The sequence below is a fragment of the Micromonospora sp. NPDC002296 genome (assembly GCF_040296145.1).
Lineage (GTDB): Bacteria > Actinomycetota > Actinomycetes > Mycobacteriales > Micromonosporaceae > Micromonospora.
This window is the reverse complement of the sequence record NZ_JBEOWQ010000020.1, coordinates 1-18,134: the sequence shown is the minus strand read 5'-3', so window position 1 is coordinate 18,134 and position 18,134 is coordinate 1. Positions and strand designations below refer to the sequence as shown.

The following is an 18,134-nucleotide window of genomic DNA, read 5'->3' as shown; positions in this document are numbered from 1 at the left end:
AAGGCACGACATGACCCACCTGACCAAGCGCCGGTTCGCGGCGGCGATCGCCGCCGCGACCGCGCTCACCACCCTCGCCGCCTGCGGCGGATCGGGCGAGTCGGAGGCGGAGAAGGCCAAAGAGATCACCTTCTGGACGCCGCAGACGACCCCGCAGCGGGTCGCCGCGCAGGAGAAGGTCGCGGCCCGGTTCACCGAGAAGACCGGCATCGCAGTGAAGGTCGTTCCGCTCAGCGAGACCGACCAGAAGCAGTCCCTGGCGACCGGTGCCGCCTCCGGGGACGTACCGGACGTGATGTTGCACGGCGCCACGACGACGGCCGCCTGGCGGTCCCAGGGGCTGCTGAACACGAAGGCCGCCGAGGAGGTCGTCCAGGAGCTCGGCGCCGAGACGTTCAACGCGAACGCCCTGAAGGCGTTCAGCCTGGACGGCAAGGTCGGCGCCGTGCCGAGCGACGGCTGGGTGCACCTCCTGGTGTACCGCAAGGACCTCCTCCAGGCCGCCAACGTCAAGGTGCCCGCCAGCCTCGAGGAGGTGGCGAAGGCCGCCACCACGATGAAGGCGACCGGGGTGACCGGCATCGCCATGGGCACCCAGGCCGGCACCCCCTCCGGCACCGAGGGCATCTACTCCATGTTCCAGAGCGCGGGCTGCCAGCTCGTGCAGGACGGCAACGTCAAGATCGACTCGCCCGAGTGCACCCGGGCGGCTGAGCAGTTCAAGGTCCTGCGCGACTCGAGCGCGCAGGGTGACTTCGACGTGACCAGCGCGCGGGCGGCGTACCTCGCCGGCAAGGCCTCGATGCTGCTCTTCTCGACCCACATCCTCGACGAGCTGGCCGGCCTGGACAAGGCCAACCCGCCGACGTGCTCGCAGTGCAAGGCCGACCCGGCGTTCCTCTCGAAGAACTCCGGCTTCATCACCGTGCTCGACCGGAACCACCCGGCGCAGTACGGCGCCACGCTCGGCTACGGCATCCCCGAGGGCGCCAACACCGCCGGGGCGAAGGAATTCATCAAGTTCATGATGGAGGAGGGCTACTCGGACACGCTCGCCTCGGCGACCGAGGGCCGGATCCCGCTGCGCAACGGGACCAAGGCCGACCCGAACGCCTACCTCGACGCGTGGGGCAAGCTCGGCATCGGACCGGAGGCCAAGAGCTCCGTCGCCGAGCTGTACGGCCCGGAGATGGTCACCCAGATCCGCGACGGCGTCAACGCCGTGAGCCTGTGGGGCATGGGCACGAAGGACTCGCCCCTGGCCGGGGCGGTCACCGCGGAGAACGTGCTCGCGCAGTTCCTTGAGCGCCTCTACGGCGGGGAGTCGCCGGCGCAGGTGACGAAGGGGATGGCCGAGGAGGTCAAGAAGGTCCAGGCCGGCCTGTGAGCACGCCCTCAGGCCGGTTCTCCCGCTGGGAGCGGCTCAGCCGCTCCCAGCGGGAGAACCTGAACGGCCAACTGCTCACCGGCCCGACCCTGCTGCTGATCGCCCTGGTCGTTCTGCTCCCCTTCCTCCTGGTCCTCGTCTTCGGGTTCTCCGACACGAGACTGATCGACATCCCCCGGTTGTCGCCCTCCACCATCGAGTGGACGTTCGACAACATCGTCGACGCCTGGCGGTCGGAGGCGTTCTGGGGGGCGCTCTGGACCACCGTCATCTACGCGACCCTGACCACGATCGGGTCCATCGGCGTCGGCCTCGCCCTCGCCCTCGCCCTGCGCCGCCCCTTCCGCGGCCAGGGGATCGTCCGCGCGCTGCTGCTGATCCCGTACGTGCTGCCGGTCGTCGCGGCGGCCATGATCTGGCGGACGATGCTCAACCCGCAGTACGGCATCGTCAACGCGATCGGTCAGGAATACCTCGGCTGGCAGAATCCCGTCGGCTTCCTCAGCACCACCTCGACCGACGTGGCGGGCCTGCCCGTCCCGGTGTCGCTGCTCGTCGTCATCGCCTTCGAGATCTGGAAGTCGTTCCCGCTCGCCTTCCTCTTCGTCACCGCGCGACTGCAGAACGTGCCGGGCGGGATCGAGGAGGCCTCGGCGCTGGACGGAGCCTCCCGGTGGCAGAACCTGCGGCACATCATCCTCCCCCAGTTGCGGGGGGTGCTCCTGCTGTTGCTGCTGATCCGGTTCATCTGGTCGTTCCAGAACTTCAACGACGTCTACCTGTTGACCGAGGGCGCCGGCGGCACCCAGGTCATGGCGATCAAGGTCTACACCGAGCTGGTCACCCGGTCCGACATCGGCAGCGCCGCGGCCTACGGACTGTTGATGTCGCTGGTTCTCTGCGTGCTGCTGGCCGGCTACGTCCTGCTCTCCCGGCGGAAGGAGGCGTTGTGAGTTCAGCCATGCGGCCCTCGCGCCCGGTCAACGTCCTGCGGTGGACGCTCATCGCCGTCGCGCTCCTCTGCGCGGTGGGGCCCGTGCTCTACGGGGTGCTGCTGTCGCTGCGCCCGTACTCCGCGGTGCTGCTGGAACCTCTCGACATCGTTCCCGGTCTCGGCGAGATCGACCTGTCCAGCTACGTCACGGCGATGAAGGACGAGTCGGCGGGCGGCTTCGGGCTCGGCCGGTTCGTGCTCAACTCCCTCATGGTCGCCCTCGCCACCGTCGTGGTGTCGATCGTCGCATGCATCTTCGGGGCGTACGCCGTCGCGCGACTGCGCTACCGGGGCCGCCGGTTCACGAGCGGGATCATCCTCGCCGTCTACCTGTTCCCGGGCATCGTGCTCGCGGTGCCGAAGTTCGTCATCCTGAGCCGGTTGGGACTCTCCAGGTCGCTCGTCGGGCTGCTCGTCGTCTACGTCGCCGCCACCGTCCCCGTCGCGCTGTACATGATGCGCAACTACTTCCTCGCCCTGCCGGAGAGCGTCGAGGAGGCGGCGCTGCTCGACGGGTGCTCGTTGCCGACGATGCTGCGCAGGGTCGTGCTGCCGATCGCGCTGCCCGGCGTCGTGGCGACCGCCATCTACGTCTTCATGATCGCCTGGAACGAGTACTTCTACGCGTTGCTGTTCCTCGTCCAGGACCGGTCACGATGGACGGCTCCGCTCGGTCTCGCCCAGCTCACCGACTTCCAGGTGCCGGTGACCGTGCTGCTGGCCGGCTCCATCGCGGTGACCGTGCCGGTCATCGCCATCTTCTTCCTCGCCCAGCGCTACATGGTCGCCGGCCTGACGGCGGGGGCGGACAAGTGAACACCGAAAGGATGATCGACGTGACAGGCCCTGTGACACCGGGATCGGGTCCAGTGCGACTGCTCGTACTCGGCGCGGGAGGACGCGGCGCCCACGCGTACGCCACGTGGTGCCTGGAGCACCCCGAGGCCGCTCGGGTCGTCGCGGTCGCCGAGCCCGACGCGGAGCGCCGCGACCGGCTGGGTGACGCGCACGCCATCCCGGCCGCCCAACGGTTCACCGACTGGCCGCAGGCCCTTGCGGCGCGTGGGCCGTGGGACGCCGTCATCGTCGCGACACCAGACCGTGATCACGTCGATCCCACCCTCCGCGCTCTCGAACTGGGCCACCACGTCCTGCTCGAGAAGCCCATCGCGCCGACGGCCGAGGAGCTGAACAGGCTGACGGCCGCGGCCCGCGACAGCCCCGGCACGGTGACCGTCGCCCACGTGCTGCGCTACACCCCGTTCTTCGGCACCCTGCGCCGCCTGCTCGACGAGGGCCGGATCGGCGAACTGCAGGGCATCTCGCACATCGAGAACATCGCGTACTGGCACTTCGCGCACAGCTACGTACGCGGCAACTGGCACCGTGCCGACCAGTCGAACCCGATGCTGCTGGCGAAGGCATGCCACGACATCGACATCCTCCGGTGGCTGGTCGGGTCCCCGTGCACGTCGGTCGCCTCATTCGGCGAACGCCGCCACTTCCGGATCGAGCACGCGCCGAAGGGTTCGACCGAACGCTGCATCGACGGCTGCGCGGTCGCCGACACCTGTCCCTACAACGCCGAACGCCTGTACGTCGACCAGCTCGCCGCCGTCAACGGGCCGCCCGTCACGGTCGTCACCAACGACACGAGCGTGGCCGGCCGCCGGCACGCCCTGCGGGTGACCGACTACGGGCGGTGCGTCTACCGGATGGACAACGACGTCGTCGACCACCAGACGGCGGCGCTGCGGTTCGGCAACGGCGTCACGGCGTCGCTGGTGGTCTCGGCGTTCACCGCATGGAACACCCGGACGATCACGTTGATGGGCAGCCATGGACAGATCACCGCGGACATGCGCACGGGCCGGATCAACCTGACGCCCTTCGTCGAGACGCCACCCAGCCTGGAGGACCACCGGGCCGACGAGACGTTCCAGGTCGACGCCGGTGACCAAGGGGGCGTCAACGATGTCACCGAGGCCTTCACCGGACACGGGGGCGGAGACGCCGGGCTGATGAAGGACTTCACCGAGCGCGTCCGGCGCGCGCTGGCCGGCGAGGATGTCGAGGCGGCGCCGAGCTCGTTGGAGGAGAGCGTGGAGAGCCACTTCGTCGCCTTCGCCGCCGAGCGGTCGCGGCTGAACCACACCCTCGAGGAGCTGTGAGGGTGGACGAGGTTCGCGCTCTCGTGGCCCGCGTCGCCGGCACCGCCGACGACGTACGGGTGGAGAGGGTTCCCGCCGGCGAGGACGCCGCCGTCGCCGGGTACGAGTGCCGCGACGGCGTCCTCACCCTGCGCGGGTCGGACGCCGTCGCGGCGGCGTCCGCGTTCTCGCAATACCTCAAGGCGCACGCCGGCCGCCAGGTGACCTGGGAACAGCCACGGCTCGACCCCCGGCCGCAGCCGTGGCCGGAGGCACCCGCGACCCGACTGGCCAGCCCGTTCCCGGTCCGCTACTACCTCAACGCCGTGACCTACGGCTACTCGGCGGCGTACTGGGACTGGGACCGCTGGGAGCAGGAGATCGACTGGATGGCGCTGCACGGCGTCACCCACCCGCTCATGCAGGTCGGCCACGAGGCGGTGCTGGCGGAGATGTTCCGGCGCGCCGGGCTCGACGCGGCCCGGATCGACGAGTGGATCGGCAGCGCGGCGCACTTCCCGTGGACGTGGATGGGCAACACCAACTCGTTCGGCGGGCCGCTGCCGGCGGACTGGATCAGTCGCCACGTCGAGCTGGCGCAGCGGATCCTCGATCGGCAACGCTCGCTGGGCATGACGCCGGTCCTGCCGATGTTCGGGGGGCACGTGCCTCCGGAGCTCGCCGACCCGTCGGCCGGCGAGATCGAGTGGCAGGGCTGGCTCACCCCGATCCTCGGTCCCGACAGTGAACGGTTCGCGTCGTTGACCGCTGAGTTCATGAGCATCCAGCGGGAACTGTTCGGCACCGACCACCACTACGCCGTCGACCCGTTCATCGAGTCGGTGCCGCCGTCGGGCGAGCCCGGCTACCTGGCGTCGGTCGGCCGGGCGGTCTACCGGGCGATGACGGACGGCGACCCGGAGGCGACCTGGGTGCTCCAGGGCTGGCCGTTCCACTACCAGCGCGACTTCTGGCGGCCGGAGCGCGTGCGCGCGTTCCTCTCCGGCGTACCGCAGGAGCGGCTCGTCCTGCTCGACCTGTGGGGCGAGCACGCCCCCATGTGGCGTCGCGACGACATGTTCGAGCGGCGCTGGGTCTGGTGCGCGATCCACAACTTCGGCGGTCGCTTCGCCCTCTTCGGCGACCTGAGCGGGCTACGCCGCGACGTCGACGAGCTGAGGCGCACACGGCCGTCCCGGCTTGTGGGCATCGGGCTCGCGCCGGAGGCGATCGAGAACAACACCGTCTTCTACGAGCTGGCCACCGACCTCGCCTGGGACGTACCGCAGCTCGACGACTGGCTGCGCTCGTTCGCACAGCAGCGCTACGCGGCCGGGCACGACGACTTCGCTTCCGCCTGGCAGATCCTGGCCGACACGCTCTACGGGCCCGGGCGGACCCGATCCATCCCGTCGCCGGTCATCGCCCGGCCGTGGTCGGCCGAGACACCGTTCGCCGCCCAGCGCCTCGCCGGCGAGTTCGTGCCGCAGACCGAGGAGCCGCAGCGGCAGTCGGCGAACATCGACGCCGAGAACGACCCGATGGTGCTCGGCGGCCTGCCGCGGATCGCCGAGGCCGCGCGGTTGCTGCTCGGCCGGGCGGCGGAAGCGGGGGTTCGGGGTCAGGTCGAGCGGGACGTCGTCGATCTGGTCGGCCACGTGGTGGCGCAAGGGTGCCGGGTCCACATCCGCGGCATCATGACGGCCTTCGCCGAGCGCGACGGAGACGGGGTCCTCAGCCACTTCGCCCGGTTCCGGACGGAACTGCTCGACCTCGACCAGCTCGCCGGCACGCGCGCGGAGTCGCGCGTCGGCCAGTGGATCGCCGACGCCCGCGCGTGGGGCGGTTCGCCGGCCGAGGCCGATGTCATGGAGCGGGACGCCCGCAGTCTCATCTCCGTCTGGGGACACCAGTCGAGTGGACTGCACGACTACTCCGCACGGCACTGGGCCGGCCTGATCCGGGACTACTACCTGCCCCGTTGGGAGTTGTGGGCGAACTGGCTGGCCCGGGCCGCCACGGCCGGGCAGGAGCCGGACGTCGGCGTCCTGCGGGCCCGCATCGTCGAGCACGAGGAGACCTGGCGGGGGGCGATCGGGGGCTACCTCGCCCTCCCGGAGGGGAACACCCTCGACGTGGCGGCCCGGATCCTCGACCGGCTCGGACACTGACGCCAGGCGGCCCCTGAACCCGGCGTACGGCTGGGGCCGGACAAGGGCACGCTCGCCCGGCGGGCTCGGCGCCTGATCGCAACAGCGCCTCCGCCACCGGACGAGCGTGCCCTTCCGTTGTCTACTTCGGCGCCGGCGAGGTGAAGCCGACGACGGATGCCGCCTTGTTCGACGTGCCGAGGAAGTGCTGCACCTTGTTGGAGCGGTTACCTTCGATGGAATTGAAGGTGCCGTCGGTGTTGGTCTCGTAGAACGACGTGACAATGCCGACGTGGTCGATGACCCCGTCGCCCTCCCAGTCGTACACCACCGCGTCGCCCTTGCGCGGGATGTAACTGCCCTTCGAGTGCCAGGTGCCGTTGTTCACACCGTAGGTCTTGAAGCTCGAGGCGAGTGCGTTGAGTCCCGTGTACTTCGCGGTGCCCCAGTAGAAGGCGAACTTCGCGAAGTCGGCGCACCACGCCCGGGCTCGCCAGTTGACCGTCACCCAGGACTTCGTCCCGTCCCGGTACTCGTACCCCATGCTGGAGTTTCCACAGGTGGAGGCCGGGTTGTTGTCGTACCGGTCGTTGCTCGGGTCGGCCCAGAAGCCGGTGTAGAAGTTGCAGTTGGTGCCCTTCTCGGACAAGCGTTCCAGCACCTCGGCGTTGTCCGAGTAGACCTGGTTGTACGCGATGTTGCCGACGTCGATGCCCAGGTTGGTGTCGGCGGCGTGGGCGGCGGTCGCCGGAATGATCACGCCCGCGCCGGCGGCTGTCACAGCCACCACCGCGGTGACGGTCCTTCTCACGATGTTCATCGGTCCTCCAGGGATGGGCCGCAGCCTCTGCTGCGGCGTGCAGTGAGCGGTCTGCGCTCAACGACATGCGCCTCGACCGGACGCACCGGGTCGCCGCCGATGCGGATGCGCAACCCGACGCGCTCGGTCACAACGGATGCGTTGCCTTTCTAGCATCGGAACCACCGTTCGGAAGTGGTTCGGAACAGACCCAAACAACCTCGAACGATTCGGATCGGCGATTATCGGCGAACAATCCGTCCGATAAGGCGGAACGCGGCTAGGAACCATTCGGAGCAACCTGGTGACTGTCCTCCTCACAGGATTTCCTGTCGTTATCCCGATCTGTTCCGAACACTTCGGAGTGCTCGGACAACGGAATTTCCCACCTGGGATCCGGACGGGAACCCGGGCGGCCCGGCCCGCTTCGGGCACGGAAGGGTTCGCCACCGGCACTACGATGGGCATCGACCCTTCCTGTGCCGGAGGACGGACATGACCCAGCTCAGTCTCAATCCGCCGCGCCCCGAGCAGCCGGCCACTCCGGCCGAGTTCATCGCCGCGCTGCGCGCGCTGAGGCTCTGGTCCGGCCTGACCTTCCGGCAGTTGGCGGCCAAGGCGGGGGCGTCGGGCGACCACCTCGCGGTGAGCACACTCGCCTCCGCGCTGAGCCGGTCCACGCTCCCGAGGCGCGAGGTCGTCGAAGGATTCGTCCGAGCCTGCGGGCTGGACGATCGGGCCGTGACCGAATGGGTGACGGCCCGCGACGCGCTGGTGGCCCGCTTCGGGCAGCCGGGCGGCCAGGGCCCGCCCGCGGCGGGGCACGAACCACCGGCGACGGCTGCCCGTCCCGGCCGTTCGACGCCCGGCATGCTGCCACCCGACATCGCGGACTTCACCGGTCGCGCCGCACAGGTGGAGACCCTGCGGGATTTGCTCGCCGGGGCCCCGGCCGACGAGGGCGGCCCCGGCGTCCCGGTGGTCGCGGCGGTCTCCGGCATGGGCGGCATCGGCAAGACGACGCTCGCCCTGCACGTGGCGCACCTGCTGGCCGGGGCGTACCCGGACGGCCAGCTCTGGGTCGACCTGCGCGACGCGGAGGGTTCCCCGCTGGACCCGGGTGACGTGCTCGCCCGTTTCCTGCGGGCCCTCGGGGTCGACCCCCGCGCCGTCCCCGACGGTCAGAGCGAACGCGCCGAGACCTACCGCACTCTCCTGGCCTCCCGCCGGGTGCTGGTCGTGCTGGACAACGCGAGTTCCGAGCGGCAGATCCGCCCACTCCTGCCCGGCGCCCCGACGTGCGCCGTGGTGGTCACCAGCCGGCACCGGCTGACCGGCATCGAGGGCGCCCGGCACATCGAGCTGGAGCTGTTCACGCCGGTGGAGGCCATCCGGCTGCTCGCCCGGATCGCCGACGGCGAGCGCGTGACGCGGCACCTCGAACAGGCCACCGAGATCGCCGAGTACTGCGGCGGGCTGCCACTGGCCGTACGGATAGCGGGGGCACGGCTGGCGGCCCGCCCGGCCTGGCGACTGGCGCACCTGGCGGCGCTGCTCGGCGACGAACGTCGGCGGCTGGACCGGCTGGCCACCGGCGACCTCGCCGTACGGGCGTCGCTGGCGCTGAGCTACCGCGAGCTCGACGAGGAGCCCCGGCGGCTCTTCCGCCTGCTCGCCCACTTCGACCTCCCCGACTTTCCCACCTGGCTGGCCGCGACGGTGTTGAACTGCCCGTTCGAACAGGCCGCCGAGCACGTCGAGACGCTGGTCGACGCCCAGCTCCTCACCGTCGCCGGCACCGACGTGGCGGACCAGGTCCGTTACCGCTTCCACGACCTGGTCCGGCTGTTCGCGGTCGAGTCCGCCGCGGCGGACGAGTCGGCGGAGACCATCGCCCGGGCAATCGTGCGTGGGCTCGGCGGTTGGGTCGCGCTCGCGGAGCGGATGGTGCCGGCGATCCCGGGCCCGTGTTTCGCCCTCGTCGCCAGCCCCGCGCCGCGTCCCTCGATCGACTGGGCGGAGGAGCACGTGCTGGGCATCGAGCCCCTGGACTGGCTCGACGCCGAACGTGCCGCGCTGCTGTCCGCCACCCGCCAGGCCTGCCGGCTCGGCCTGGACGACCTCGCCTTCGACCTCGCGGGCCTGCTGGAGAAGTACTTCGACCTGCGCGGCATGTACGCGGACTGGACCCGCCTCAACACCGAGGTGATGGCGGTCTGCCGGCAGGCCGGCAACCTGCTCGGCGAGGCCGTCATGCTCCGCGGTCTGATCGACGTCACCACCTGGAGCGCCAACCAGAGCGACGACGCCGCGATGGCCCAGCTGCACGCCGACTCGTTCCGGCTGCTGGAGATGTTCGGCGACCTCGGCCACGATCAGGGCAGCTCGGACGCGGCCGTGATGTGCTCCTGGGCGTTGACGGCGGCCGGCTCGTACCCGGAAGCCGTCACGATGGGCGAACGGGCGCTGCGCCTCGCCTCGCGGTCGGAACACCTCGGCGGTGAGGCGCGGGCCCACCTCGCGCTGGCGGTGTCCACCTTCGAACAGGAGCAGTTCGACGCGGCGGCCACCCACACGGCCGCCGCCCTCGACCGGGCCCGGAGGCTGGGCAATCCGCGCTGGGAGGCGACCGCGCTGCAGTTCTCCGGCATCGCCCACCGAGAGCTGGGCAACCTCGACGAAAGCCACCGGCTGCTCACCGAGTCCCTGACGATCTCCCGCGCCTACGGGGACGACTACACCGCGGCGCTGACCCTGCTGGCCCTGGCCCAGCTGCACTTCAAACGGGGTGCTCCGGGCGCGCGGGAGGCAGCCGAGATGTCGCTGGCGCTGAGCCGCGAGTACCACCTGACCCACCACGTGGCCGAGGCACTTCGGCTCCTCGGCGAGATCGAGCTGGTCGAGGGCCACCCGACCCAGGCCGTCCCGTACCTGGAGGAGTCCGTCTCGTTGTGGCGTACCCGAGGCTGGCATTCCTTCCAGGCCGCGACGCTGACCACCCTCGGCCGGGCCCGGCTGGACTCCGACCGGCGGGCCGCGCGGGAGGCGTTCCAGGAGGCGCACGTGTTGTTCACCCGTCTGGGCAACACGGACAGGGCCGCCGAGCTGGAACTGCTGATCCGCGCGGCGGACGGTGACAGCGGTGTTCGACCGTGATCCGCGACCGCGTCCGCCGCCCGGTCTCCCCTGCTGCCCGGGGCCCGGCGTAACGGCACGACCGGCCGGGCCACACGACAGCCCTACCTGCGCCTCCTCCGGGCGCCCGCCGACGCCGCGGCGACCAGCACCACGCCGACCACCAGGGCCGCCGCCACGACGGGGGCCCACAGCGGCGCCGCCCGCAGCGTCCAGGCGCCCAGCACGGCGCCGCCCAGCAGTCCCAGCAGCCGGCTGACCCCGCCCGCGCCCGCCGCGAACCGGTGCGGATCGAGCACCACGCTGCGGACCACGGTGGTCAGCGAGCCGGTCAGGTACGTCGTCGATGCGCCCCGCACCCCGGAGCTGATGGTGACCACGCTCTGCATCCCGCTGGCCGCCGCGGCGGCGAGGAGAAGCGCCAGCCCGCCGGCCTACCCGGGACGCGCTCCGGTGCCCACCCAGCCGCCCGCTACGCCGACCAGCAGCACCGCCTCGGCCACCGCGACGGTCCCGGTACGGCGCCCCCACCCCGGCCTGACCCGCCGCAGGTACAGGGTGGCCCCGGCCACCCCGAGCGCGTAACCACCCACCGCCGCCGCCCCACTCGCCAACACCCGGGCGTCCGCCGTGGCGACCGCCTGGCCGGACTGCACCAGGTTGCCGGTGATCACGCTCGCGAAGAAACCACCGAGTCGGGTCAGACAGAACACGTCGAGGCAGCCGGACGCGGCGGTCAACACCACCAACAGCCGGACCACCAACCGCCTGGGCAGGATCGACCCATCGGATTCGTCCCCATCGCCGGGTCCGGTCAACCCCGGCCCCGGATGCCACCCATACGACTGCTCTCCCCGGCCCGTGTCACGACTGCGCCCAGCGCTTCATTCCCGCCACCCCGCCGTCCATGCCGCCGGCCGGGGACTTACGGGCCCGCGAACCAGGACCGCCCAGCCGCACACGGGCGCTGTCACCGCGCCCGGGCACGCCCCGGCGCGGGCGGTCCGGTGCGCCCGGGAGCAGGCGCGGTCGACGGATCGGGCGTGGTCAGCGGGCCGAGAGGGCGGAACCGGACGGGTCGGCGTGGGTGCCCTCAGCCGGCCTGCGGGGCGCCGGTCTCGGTCAGGTGCCCGTCGGCAAGCCTCAGCCAGCGGGTCACCCCGATCTCGGTCAGGAAGCGCTCGTCGTGGCTGACCACCACGAAAGCGCCCTGGTACGCGACGAGCGCGCTCTCCAACTGGCCGACGCTGACCAGATCCAGGTTGTTGGTGGGTTCGTCGAGAAGCAGGAGCTGGGGCGCGGGTTCGGCGAACAGGATGCAGGCGAGCGTCGCCCGCAGCCGCTCACCGCCGGAGAGCACCCGCACCGGCAGGTGGACGCGGGAACCGCGGAACAGGAACCGGGCGAGCAGGTTCATCCGGTCGGCGTCGGGCAGGGCGGGCGCGAACGCGGCGAGGTTCTCGGCGACCGTACGGGCGGAGTCGAGCAGGTCGAGCCGCTGGGACAGGTACGCGACGCGGCCGTCGGCTCGGACGGCGGTGCCGGACACCGGTGGCTGGTCGCCGCTGATCAGCCGGAGCAGGGTGGACTTGCCCGCACCGTTGGAGCCGGTCAGGGCGATCCGTTCCGGTCCCCGGATGGTCAGGTCGACGCCCTCGCCGGCGAGGACCGGGCGGCCGTCGTACCCGGCCCGCAGGTGCTCGCCCTGGAAGACGGTGCGCCCGGCCGGCACGTTGGTGGCGGGCAGCTCGATCGCGATCCGGTCGTCCTGTCGGGCGGCGCGGCTGGCCTGGTCCAGGCGGGCCTGGGCGTCGCCGACCCGGTCCGCGTGGGTCTCGTTCGACCGGGCCGCCGAGACCTGGGCATCACGCTTCAGCCCGCCGGCGATGATCCGGGCCAGGCCGGCGTTGGGCAGGTTGCGGGACGCGTTCGATGCCCGGCGGGCGGCGCGCTCGCGGGCCTGCTGCATGTCACGTTTCTGCCGCTTGAGGTCCTGCTCGGCGTTGCGCACCTGGCGTTCGGCTGCCTCGCGCCGGCCGCGCACGGCCTGCTCGTAGTCGGTGTACGTGCCGCCGTACCACTCGATCTCGCCGAGTTCCAGGGCGGCGATGCGGTCCACCTCGTCCAGCAGCGCCCGGTCGTGGCTGACGACCAGGAGGCAGCCGGTCCACGCGCGCAGCACCTCGGTCAGCCGGTCCCGCCCCTCGCTGTCGAGATTGTTCGTCGGCTCGTCCAGCAGGAGCACGTCCGGCCGCTTGAGGAGCTGGGCGGCCAGGCCCAGGGACACCACCTGCCCACCGCTGAGGGTGCCCAGTTTCCGGTCCAGGGTGAGACCGCCGAGGCCGAGCCTGTCCAGCTCGGCGCGGGTGCGCTCCTCGACGTCCCAGTCGTTGCCGATCGTCGTGAAGTGCTCCTCACTCGCGTCGCCGGCCTCGATGGCGTGCAGCGCGGCGACGATCCGGTCGACGCCGAGGAGCTGGGCGACGCTCTGCCCGCCGGTGAAGGGCAGATGCTGGGGCAGGTAGCCGAGCACGCCCCGCACCGTGACGGATCCGGTGGCTGGGCGCAGCTCCCCGGCGATCAGCCGCAGCAGCGTGCTCTTTCCCGCCCCGTTGGCCGCCACCAGTGCGGTGCGGCCACCGGGCACGGAGAAGGAGAGGTCGCTGAACACCGGGGTGTCGTCCGGCCAGGCGAAGGACAGGGCGGAGCAGACGATGTGACCGTTGGACATGGTGGAATCCTCAGAACGCGTGATCCGGGCGCACACCCAATGGGGCGCCCGGCAGGAAACAGGGACGACAAGATGGCCGCGGCGACAGCGCGATCACGCGCCTGTCGGCGGCCGGTCCGGGATCTCACCCGGAGATGTCGTCGTCACCTGCCACGTTCACTCCGTTCTCCGGCAACTCGGGCAAGAATAACGCCCGGTCGCTGCCGCGACCATCCTGGCGGCGCGGCGTGCCTCTGTCCGGCAGTCCTGTGCTGTCGACTGCCAGCCCGCCGCGCTGCCGGGCAGCGAGGCAACCCGGACGACCTTCGGCTACGCCTGGTGACCGTCCGGACGCTCGTCGGAAGACGAGTCGCTCCGGGCCGCCCACCGGCGCAGCAGGTCGATGCCCTCGTCGAGCCGGCCGCGCTCGGTCAGCAGCGTGACCAGCAGCGGCAGGGATCGCCGACTGCCCTGGTCGACGGACCTGCGGAGCAGGTCGATCGCCTCGTCCGGGCGACCGGCGGCGGCCAACAGGGCGGCCAGTTCGTCGTACGCCCGCACGTCGCCGTGGTCGGCTGCGACCCGCCAGTACCGCTCGGCCTCGTCGGCCTGCCCCCGCTCGGCCAGGAGAGCGGCCAGGCGGGCCGCGGCGTGCCAGTCGCCGTGGTCGGCGCGCAGCCGCAGCTCGTCGGTGTGCCCCCGGTCGGCCAGCAGGTCGACCAGGACGCTGCCCGCGCCCATCGCGCCGGCGGCACCGGAGTCGGCGAGGTCGCGCAGGTAGCCGGTGGGGTCGGGCACGGGGGTCAGCCCGGTGGCCTCCGACCCGAAGAACCGGCTGCCGCCGAACTCGTGGCGCAGCCGGTCGTCCAGGTCGTCGGCCAGCGCGATCATGGCGCGTACGGCCAGCAGCAGGTGGGTGGGGACGAAGTCCTGCCCGAAGACGGGGATCGACGCCCAGACCGTGCCGCCGGTGCAGTAGACCCGGCCGACGACCAGCCCGTTGGTCAGGTCGGACAGCCGCTGGTACAGCTTCTCCGTCGGCTCGACGCCGGTGAGCAGCGGCGAGAAGACGTCCACCAAGGGCGGGTCGTCCTGGGCGCGTACGAAGATCATGGCGGAGCCGGCGCGGATGCCCACGTCGCCGTCGGCGTCGACCCGGAGCTGGTCGGCGGTGACGCCGAGGACGGCGGCCAGGATCCCCTTCACCCGTTCCGTCAGCTTGCCGTCGCCGGCGTGCTGATCGGCCGGCCCGGCCACCTGCGGGCGGCGCGGGGCGGTGACCGGCCGGGCCGCCAGCGCGGCGGCCAACCTGGTGCGCCGGGGCACCGGGGCGGTGGTGACGGTGACGGCCGGCCGGGCCGCCAGCGCGGCGACCAGGCGGTTCCACCGGGTGTCACGCGCCGTCATCGTGCTCACCGCCCGGGTCGCCGGCGGGCGGGTCGGCCGGCGGCTCCACCGTCCGGATCTGGTCGAACATCTTGGCGATCACCAACGGCGCGGCCACCCCGAAGGTGAAGCTGGCGAAGGCGGTCTCCGCCAGGCCACCCGCACCGGCCGCGGCGGCCAGGCCGGTGCCGGCCACCGCCCGCAGCAGGACGGCGAAGACGACGATCGGCCGGTCCCGGCTGTCCCGCCACGGCCACTGCCACCGGCCCTCGGACTCGGTGGTCGGGCGCATCATGCCGTAGAGGTTCAGTGCCTCGGCGACGGCGCTGCCGACCATTCCCCACATAGCGGCCATCCATAGAGACACGTCCCTACCCTAGCGATCGAGAGATCCACCACCCGCACCGCCCTCCGCGCGGGTGCCTACGTTGTCGCCGACGGTAACCGGCCGACACAAATCACCGTCGTCTGAGGACGGACCGGGCCGGCGGATCACCTCGTCGAGGGGCGGCCAGTCAACAGCCTGACCGCCAAGCCGATGATCTTCGTGCGGCGGGCAAGGAAGCGATGCGCATTCTTGGCTACCACCGGCCTCCGGCCCCACCGCGGCACTGGCTCTCACGGTCTCGACGGCGTGATCCGAGGCACCTCGTCAGCCCCTGGGTGAACCGCGATTCTTGGACAATTCTCGCCCCCTGTTCACGGTACCTGTCCACAATTCGGGGGCGGCACCGCCGAACTCCAGGCAGCGACAGAGACGAGGCGGCGTTCGGCGCGAGGTGGTGATGCGGCGTCGCGGCCCCACCATTGACGCCGGCCCGGGCGTGCAGAGGGCAAACGGTGGCGCCGACGACCGGCGCCGCCCCACCCAGCCACGCCCATCGCCGCTTGACGAAACCATCGATCGGGACGGCCGTCGCCGGATGGTCAGTGGTGCCAGGAGCGCCATAGTGCCGCGTACGCCCCGTCGGCGCGGACCAGTTCGTCGTGGCTGCCCAGCTCCGTGATCCGGCCGTCCTCCAGCACCGCCACCCGGTCCGCGTCGTGCGCGGTGTTGAGCCGGTGCGCGATCGCGATGACGGTCCGCCCCGCGAGCACCGCCGCCAGGGCCCGCTCGGTACGCCGGGCGGTGGTCGGGTCCATCGCGGCGGTCGCCTCGTCGAGGATCAGCGTGTGCGGGTCGGCGAGCACCAGCCGGGCCAGCGCGAGCTGCTGGGCCTCGGCCGCGCCGAGTTGCCGGGCGCCGTCGCCGAGCGGGGTGTCGAGGCCGTCAGGCAGGTCGGCGTACCAGTCGGCGCCCACGGCGACCAGCGCGGAGCGCATCCGCTCGTCGGAGGCGTCGGGCGCGGCGAACGCGAGGTTGTCGCGGACCGAGCCGATGAAGACGTGGTGTTCCTGGGTGACCAGGGCGATCCGGCGACGCCGCTCGGCCGGGTCCAGGTCGGTGACCCGGCAGCCGCCGATGCTCACCTCGCCCTCGCGGGGGGTGTCGATGCCGGCGAACAGCCGGGCCAGGGTGGACTTCCCCGCCCCCGACGGGCCGACGACGGCCAGCCGCTCGCCGGGGCGTACCTCCAGGTCGATGCCGTGCAGGACGTCGCGGCCGTCGGCGTACGAGAAGCGCACGCCGCGCGCGACGAGCCGCTGCCCCGGCGGCGCGGTGACCGTGCCGGGCGGTTCCGGCGGCACCTCGCCGACGCCGAGCACCCGGGCGTACGACGCGATGCCGCGCTGCGCCTGCTCGGTCCACAGCAGGATCCGGTCCAGCGGGTCGATGGCCTGTTGCAGGTAGAGCGCGGCGGCGACCACCTCCCCCAGCGACACCGCTCCCCGGGACAGCAGGTAACCGCCGGCGAGCAGCACCGCGGCGACCGGCAACGGATAGCTGGCCTCCACCACCGTGAAGAACACCGTCCGCAGCGCGAGGGTCGCCCGCCGGGTGGACCACAGTCGGGTGATGCGGTCGGTGCCGTGCCCGATCCGCTGGTCGGCCAGCCGCAGCGCCTCGACGGTGCGGGCGCCCTCGGCGGTGGTGGTCAGCGTCTCGGTCAGCTCGGCGGTGGCAGCCCCCTCGGCGAGGTAGGCGGGGCTGGCCCGGCGCAGGTACCAGCGGGTCACCGCCCAGATCGAGGGCAACCCGGCCAGGGCGACCAGGCCGAGCAGCGGGTGCAGCAGGAAGACCGCCCCGAACAACAGCGCCAGCTGCGCCGACGCGATGAGCATGGTGGGCACGACGTCGCGGACGGTGGTCCCGACGGTCGACACGTCGACTGAGCTGCGGGTCGCCAGGTCGCCGGAGCCGACCCGCTCGACGACGGAGACGGGCAGGGCGAGGGTCCGCCGGACGAACTCCTCGCGCAGCCGCGCGACGGCCCGCTCCCCGAACCGGTGGCCGGCGTACTGGGCGTACCGGGAGATCAGCGCCTGCGCCAGCACGCAGCCGACGATCGCCAGCGCCAGCCGGTCCACGGTGGCGACGCCGGTGCCCGCGCCGACCTGGTCCACGATGCGGCCGAGCAGCCACGGCGCTGCGAGCCCGGCGACCGTGGCGGCGACGTGCAGCGCCAGCACGACGGCGACCGCCCGTCGGTCCCGGCCGACGAGGTCCACCGAGGCCCGGCGTACGGCGGCCCGGTCCGCCACCGGCAGCCCGCTCACCGCAGCGCTCCCTCGACTCCGGTGGACGGGTCGAGGTCGGCGGCGTCGCCGTCCCGGGCCACCAGCGCCCGGTAGCCACGGTCGCGGTCGAGCAGCTCGGCGTGGGTGCCGGTGGCGACGATCCGGCCGGCGCGCAGGTGGGCGACGGTGTCGGCGTGGCCGAGCAGCAGCGGCGAGGTGGTGAGCAGGATCGTGGTCCGGCCGGCCCGCGCGGCCCGCAGTCGCTCGGCGATTTGCGCCTCGGTGTGCGCGTCCACGGCGGACGTCGGGTCGATCAGGATCAGCACCTCCGGCTCGGCGAGCAGCGCCCGGGCCAGCCGGACCCGTTGCCGCTGGCCGCCGGAGAGCGTGCGGGCGCGGGTACCGAGCGGGGTGTCCAGGCCCTCCGGCAGCGCGTCGACGACCTCTTCGGCCGACGCTGCCCGCAGTCCCGCCGTCAGCCGCGCGTCGTCGCCGGCATCCGCCGGGTGTTCGTCGCCCCGGCCGTCGCCACCGACCCGCCGGGCCCGGTCGCCGACCCTGCCGGCCTGGTCCCCGGCCCGCCCCGCCCGCAGGACGTCGCGGAGCGTGCCGGCGAAGAGGTAGGAGTCGTGGTCGGCGACCAGGATCCGGGCCCGCACGTCGTCGAGCGGGATGGCGGCCAGCGGCACGCCACCCCAGGTGACGTCGCCGGGGACGTACCGGCCGAGCCGGTCGGCGAACGCGTCGGCCTCGCCGGGTTCGGCGGCGGCGATGCCGATCAGCCGGCCGGCCGGGGCGGTGAGC

The 18,134-nt window shown here is 72.2% G+C and carries 12 protein-coding genes and 1 pseudogene; 6 read left to right on the top strand and 7 right to left on the bottom strand.

What is annotated here, in order from left to right; genetic code table 11:
- Positions 1 to 10 precede the first annotated feature (10 nt).
- The 5 genes from ABT023_RS17395 to ABT023_RS17375 are packed head-to-tail and all read left to right on the top strand — an operon-like array spanning position 11 to position 6,702.
- Entirely contained in the window at positions 11 to 1,387 is a 1,377-nt protein-coding gene (locus ABT023_RS17395; RefSeq protein ID WP_350886497.1) for an ABC transporter substrate-binding protein, read from the top strand.
- Positions 1,384 to 2,340: a carbohydrate ABC transporter permease gene (locus ABT023_RS17390; RefSeq protein ID WP_350886494.1), complete on the top strand. Its 957-nt coding sequence runs from the start codon at positions 1,384 to 1,386 to the stop codon at positions 2,338 to 2,340. Before ABT023_RS17395 ends, ABT023_RS17390 begins: the two co-directional genes overlap by 4 nt.
- Positions 2,337 to 3,197 (top strand): carbohydrate ABC transporter permease, encoded by an 861-nt coding sequence (locus ABT023_RS17385; RefSeq protein ID WP_350886491.1) that lies wholly within the window; start codon positions 2,337 to 2,339, stop codon positions 3,195 to 3,197. The genes ABT023_RS17390 and ABT023_RS17385 overlap by 4 nt, the downstream gene beginning before the upstream one ends.
- 53 nt (positions 3,198 to 3,250) lie before the next feature.
- On the top strand, positions 3,251 to 4,552 hold the full coding sequence (locus ABT023_RS17380; RefSeq protein WP_350886489.1) for a Gfo/Idh/MocA family protein: 1,302 nt from the start codon (positions 3,251 to 3,253) through the stop codon (positions 4,550 to 4,552).
- 2 nt (positions 4,553 to 4,554) lie between these two features.
- Complete coding sequence (locus ABT023_RS17375) at positions 4,555 to 6,702, top strand: alpha-N-acetylglucosaminidase (RefSeq protein WP_350886487.1); 2,148 nt, start codon at positions 4,555 to 4,557, stop codon at positions 6,700 to 6,702.
- A 121-nt stretch (positions 6,703 to 6,823) separates the two neighbouring features.
- On the opposite strand, the gene ABT023_RS17370 is transcribed toward ABT023_RS17375, so the two are convergent.
- Complete coding sequence (locus tag ABT023_RS17370; RefSeq protein ID WP_350886485.1) at positions 6,824 to 7,471, bottom strand: CHAP domain-containing protein; 648 nt, start codon at positions 7,469 to 7,471, stop codon at positions 6,824 to 6,826.
- A 504-nt stretch (positions 7,472 to 7,975) separates the two neighbouring features.
- Here ABT023_RS17370 and ABT023_RS17365 point away from each other — a divergent pair.
- A complete protein-coding gene (locus ABT023_RS17365; RefSeq protein WP_350886483.1) occupies positions 7,976 to 10,636 on the top strand; it encodes an ATP-binding protein in 2,661 nt (886 codons plus the stop codon).
- An 83-nt stretch (positions 10,637 to 10,719) separates the two neighbouring features.
- Here the strand turns inward: ABT023_RS17365 and ABT023_RS17360 are convergent.
- The 6 genes and pseudogenes from ABT023_RS17360 to ABT023_RS17335 all read right to left on the bottom strand — a co-directional run.
- A pseudogene (locus tag ABT023_RS17360) lies at positions 10,720 to 11,433 on the bottom strand (YoaK family protein).
- A 275-nt stretch (positions 11,434 to 11,708) separates the two neighbouring features.
- Positions 11,709 to 13,346, bottom strand: a complete 1,638-nt coding sequence (abc-f, locus tag ABT023_RS17355; protein WP_350886481.1) for a ribosomal protection-like ABC-F family protein — start codon at positions 13,344 to 13,346, stop codon at positions 11,709 to 11,711.
- A 309-nt stretch (positions 13,347 to 13,655) separates the two neighbouring features.
- Positions 13,656 to 14,732 (bottom strand): T3SS (YopN, CesT) and YbjN peptide-binding chaperone 1, encoded by a 1,077-nt coding sequence (locus ABT023_RS29140; protein ID WP_502890699.1) that lies wholly within the window; start codon positions 14,730 to 14,732, stop codon positions 13,656 to 13,658.
- Positions 14,719 to 15,078: a hypothetical protein gene (locus ABT023_RS17345; RefSeq protein ID WP_350886479.1), complete on the bottom strand. Its 360-nt coding sequence runs from the start codon at positions 15,076 to 15,078 to the stop codon at positions 14,719 to 14,721. Before ABT023_RS17345 ends, ABT023_RS29140 begins: the two co-directional genes overlap by 14 nt.
- A 560-nt stretch (positions 15,079 to 15,638) precedes the next feature.
- Positions 15,639 to 17,369, bottom strand: a complete 1,731-nt coding sequence (locus ABT023_RS17340) for an ABC transporter ATP-binding protein (RefSeq protein ID WP_350886478.1) — start codon at positions 17,367 to 17,369, stop codon at positions 15,639 to 15,641.
- Positions 17,366 to 18,134, bottom strand: a 769-nt coding sequence (locus ABT023_RS17335) for an ATP-binding cassette domain-containing protein (protein WP_350886476.1), incomplete at its 5' end; no start/stop codon positions are given. The genes ABT023_RS17335 and ABT023_RS17340, both read right to left, overlap by 4 nt.

Bases quoted from the DNA above. Each gene is read 5' to 3' on its own strand.
- ABT023_RS17395 (WP_350886497.1), top strand. From the start codon at position 11: ATGACCCACCTGACCAAGCGCCGGTTCGCGGCGGCGATCGCCGCCGCG.
- ABT023_RS17365 (WP_350886483.1), top strand. From the start codon at position 7,976: ATGACCCAGCTCAGTCTCAATCCGCCGCGCCCCGAGCAGCCGGCCACT.
- abc-f (WP_350886481.1), bottom strand. From the start codon at position 13,346: ATGTCCAACGGTCACATCGTCTGCTCCGCCCTGTCCTTCGCCTGGCCG.
- ABT023_RS29140 (WP_502890699.1), bottom strand. From the start codon at position 14,732: ATGACGGCGCGTGACACCCGGTGGAACCGCCTGGTCGCCGCGCTGGCG.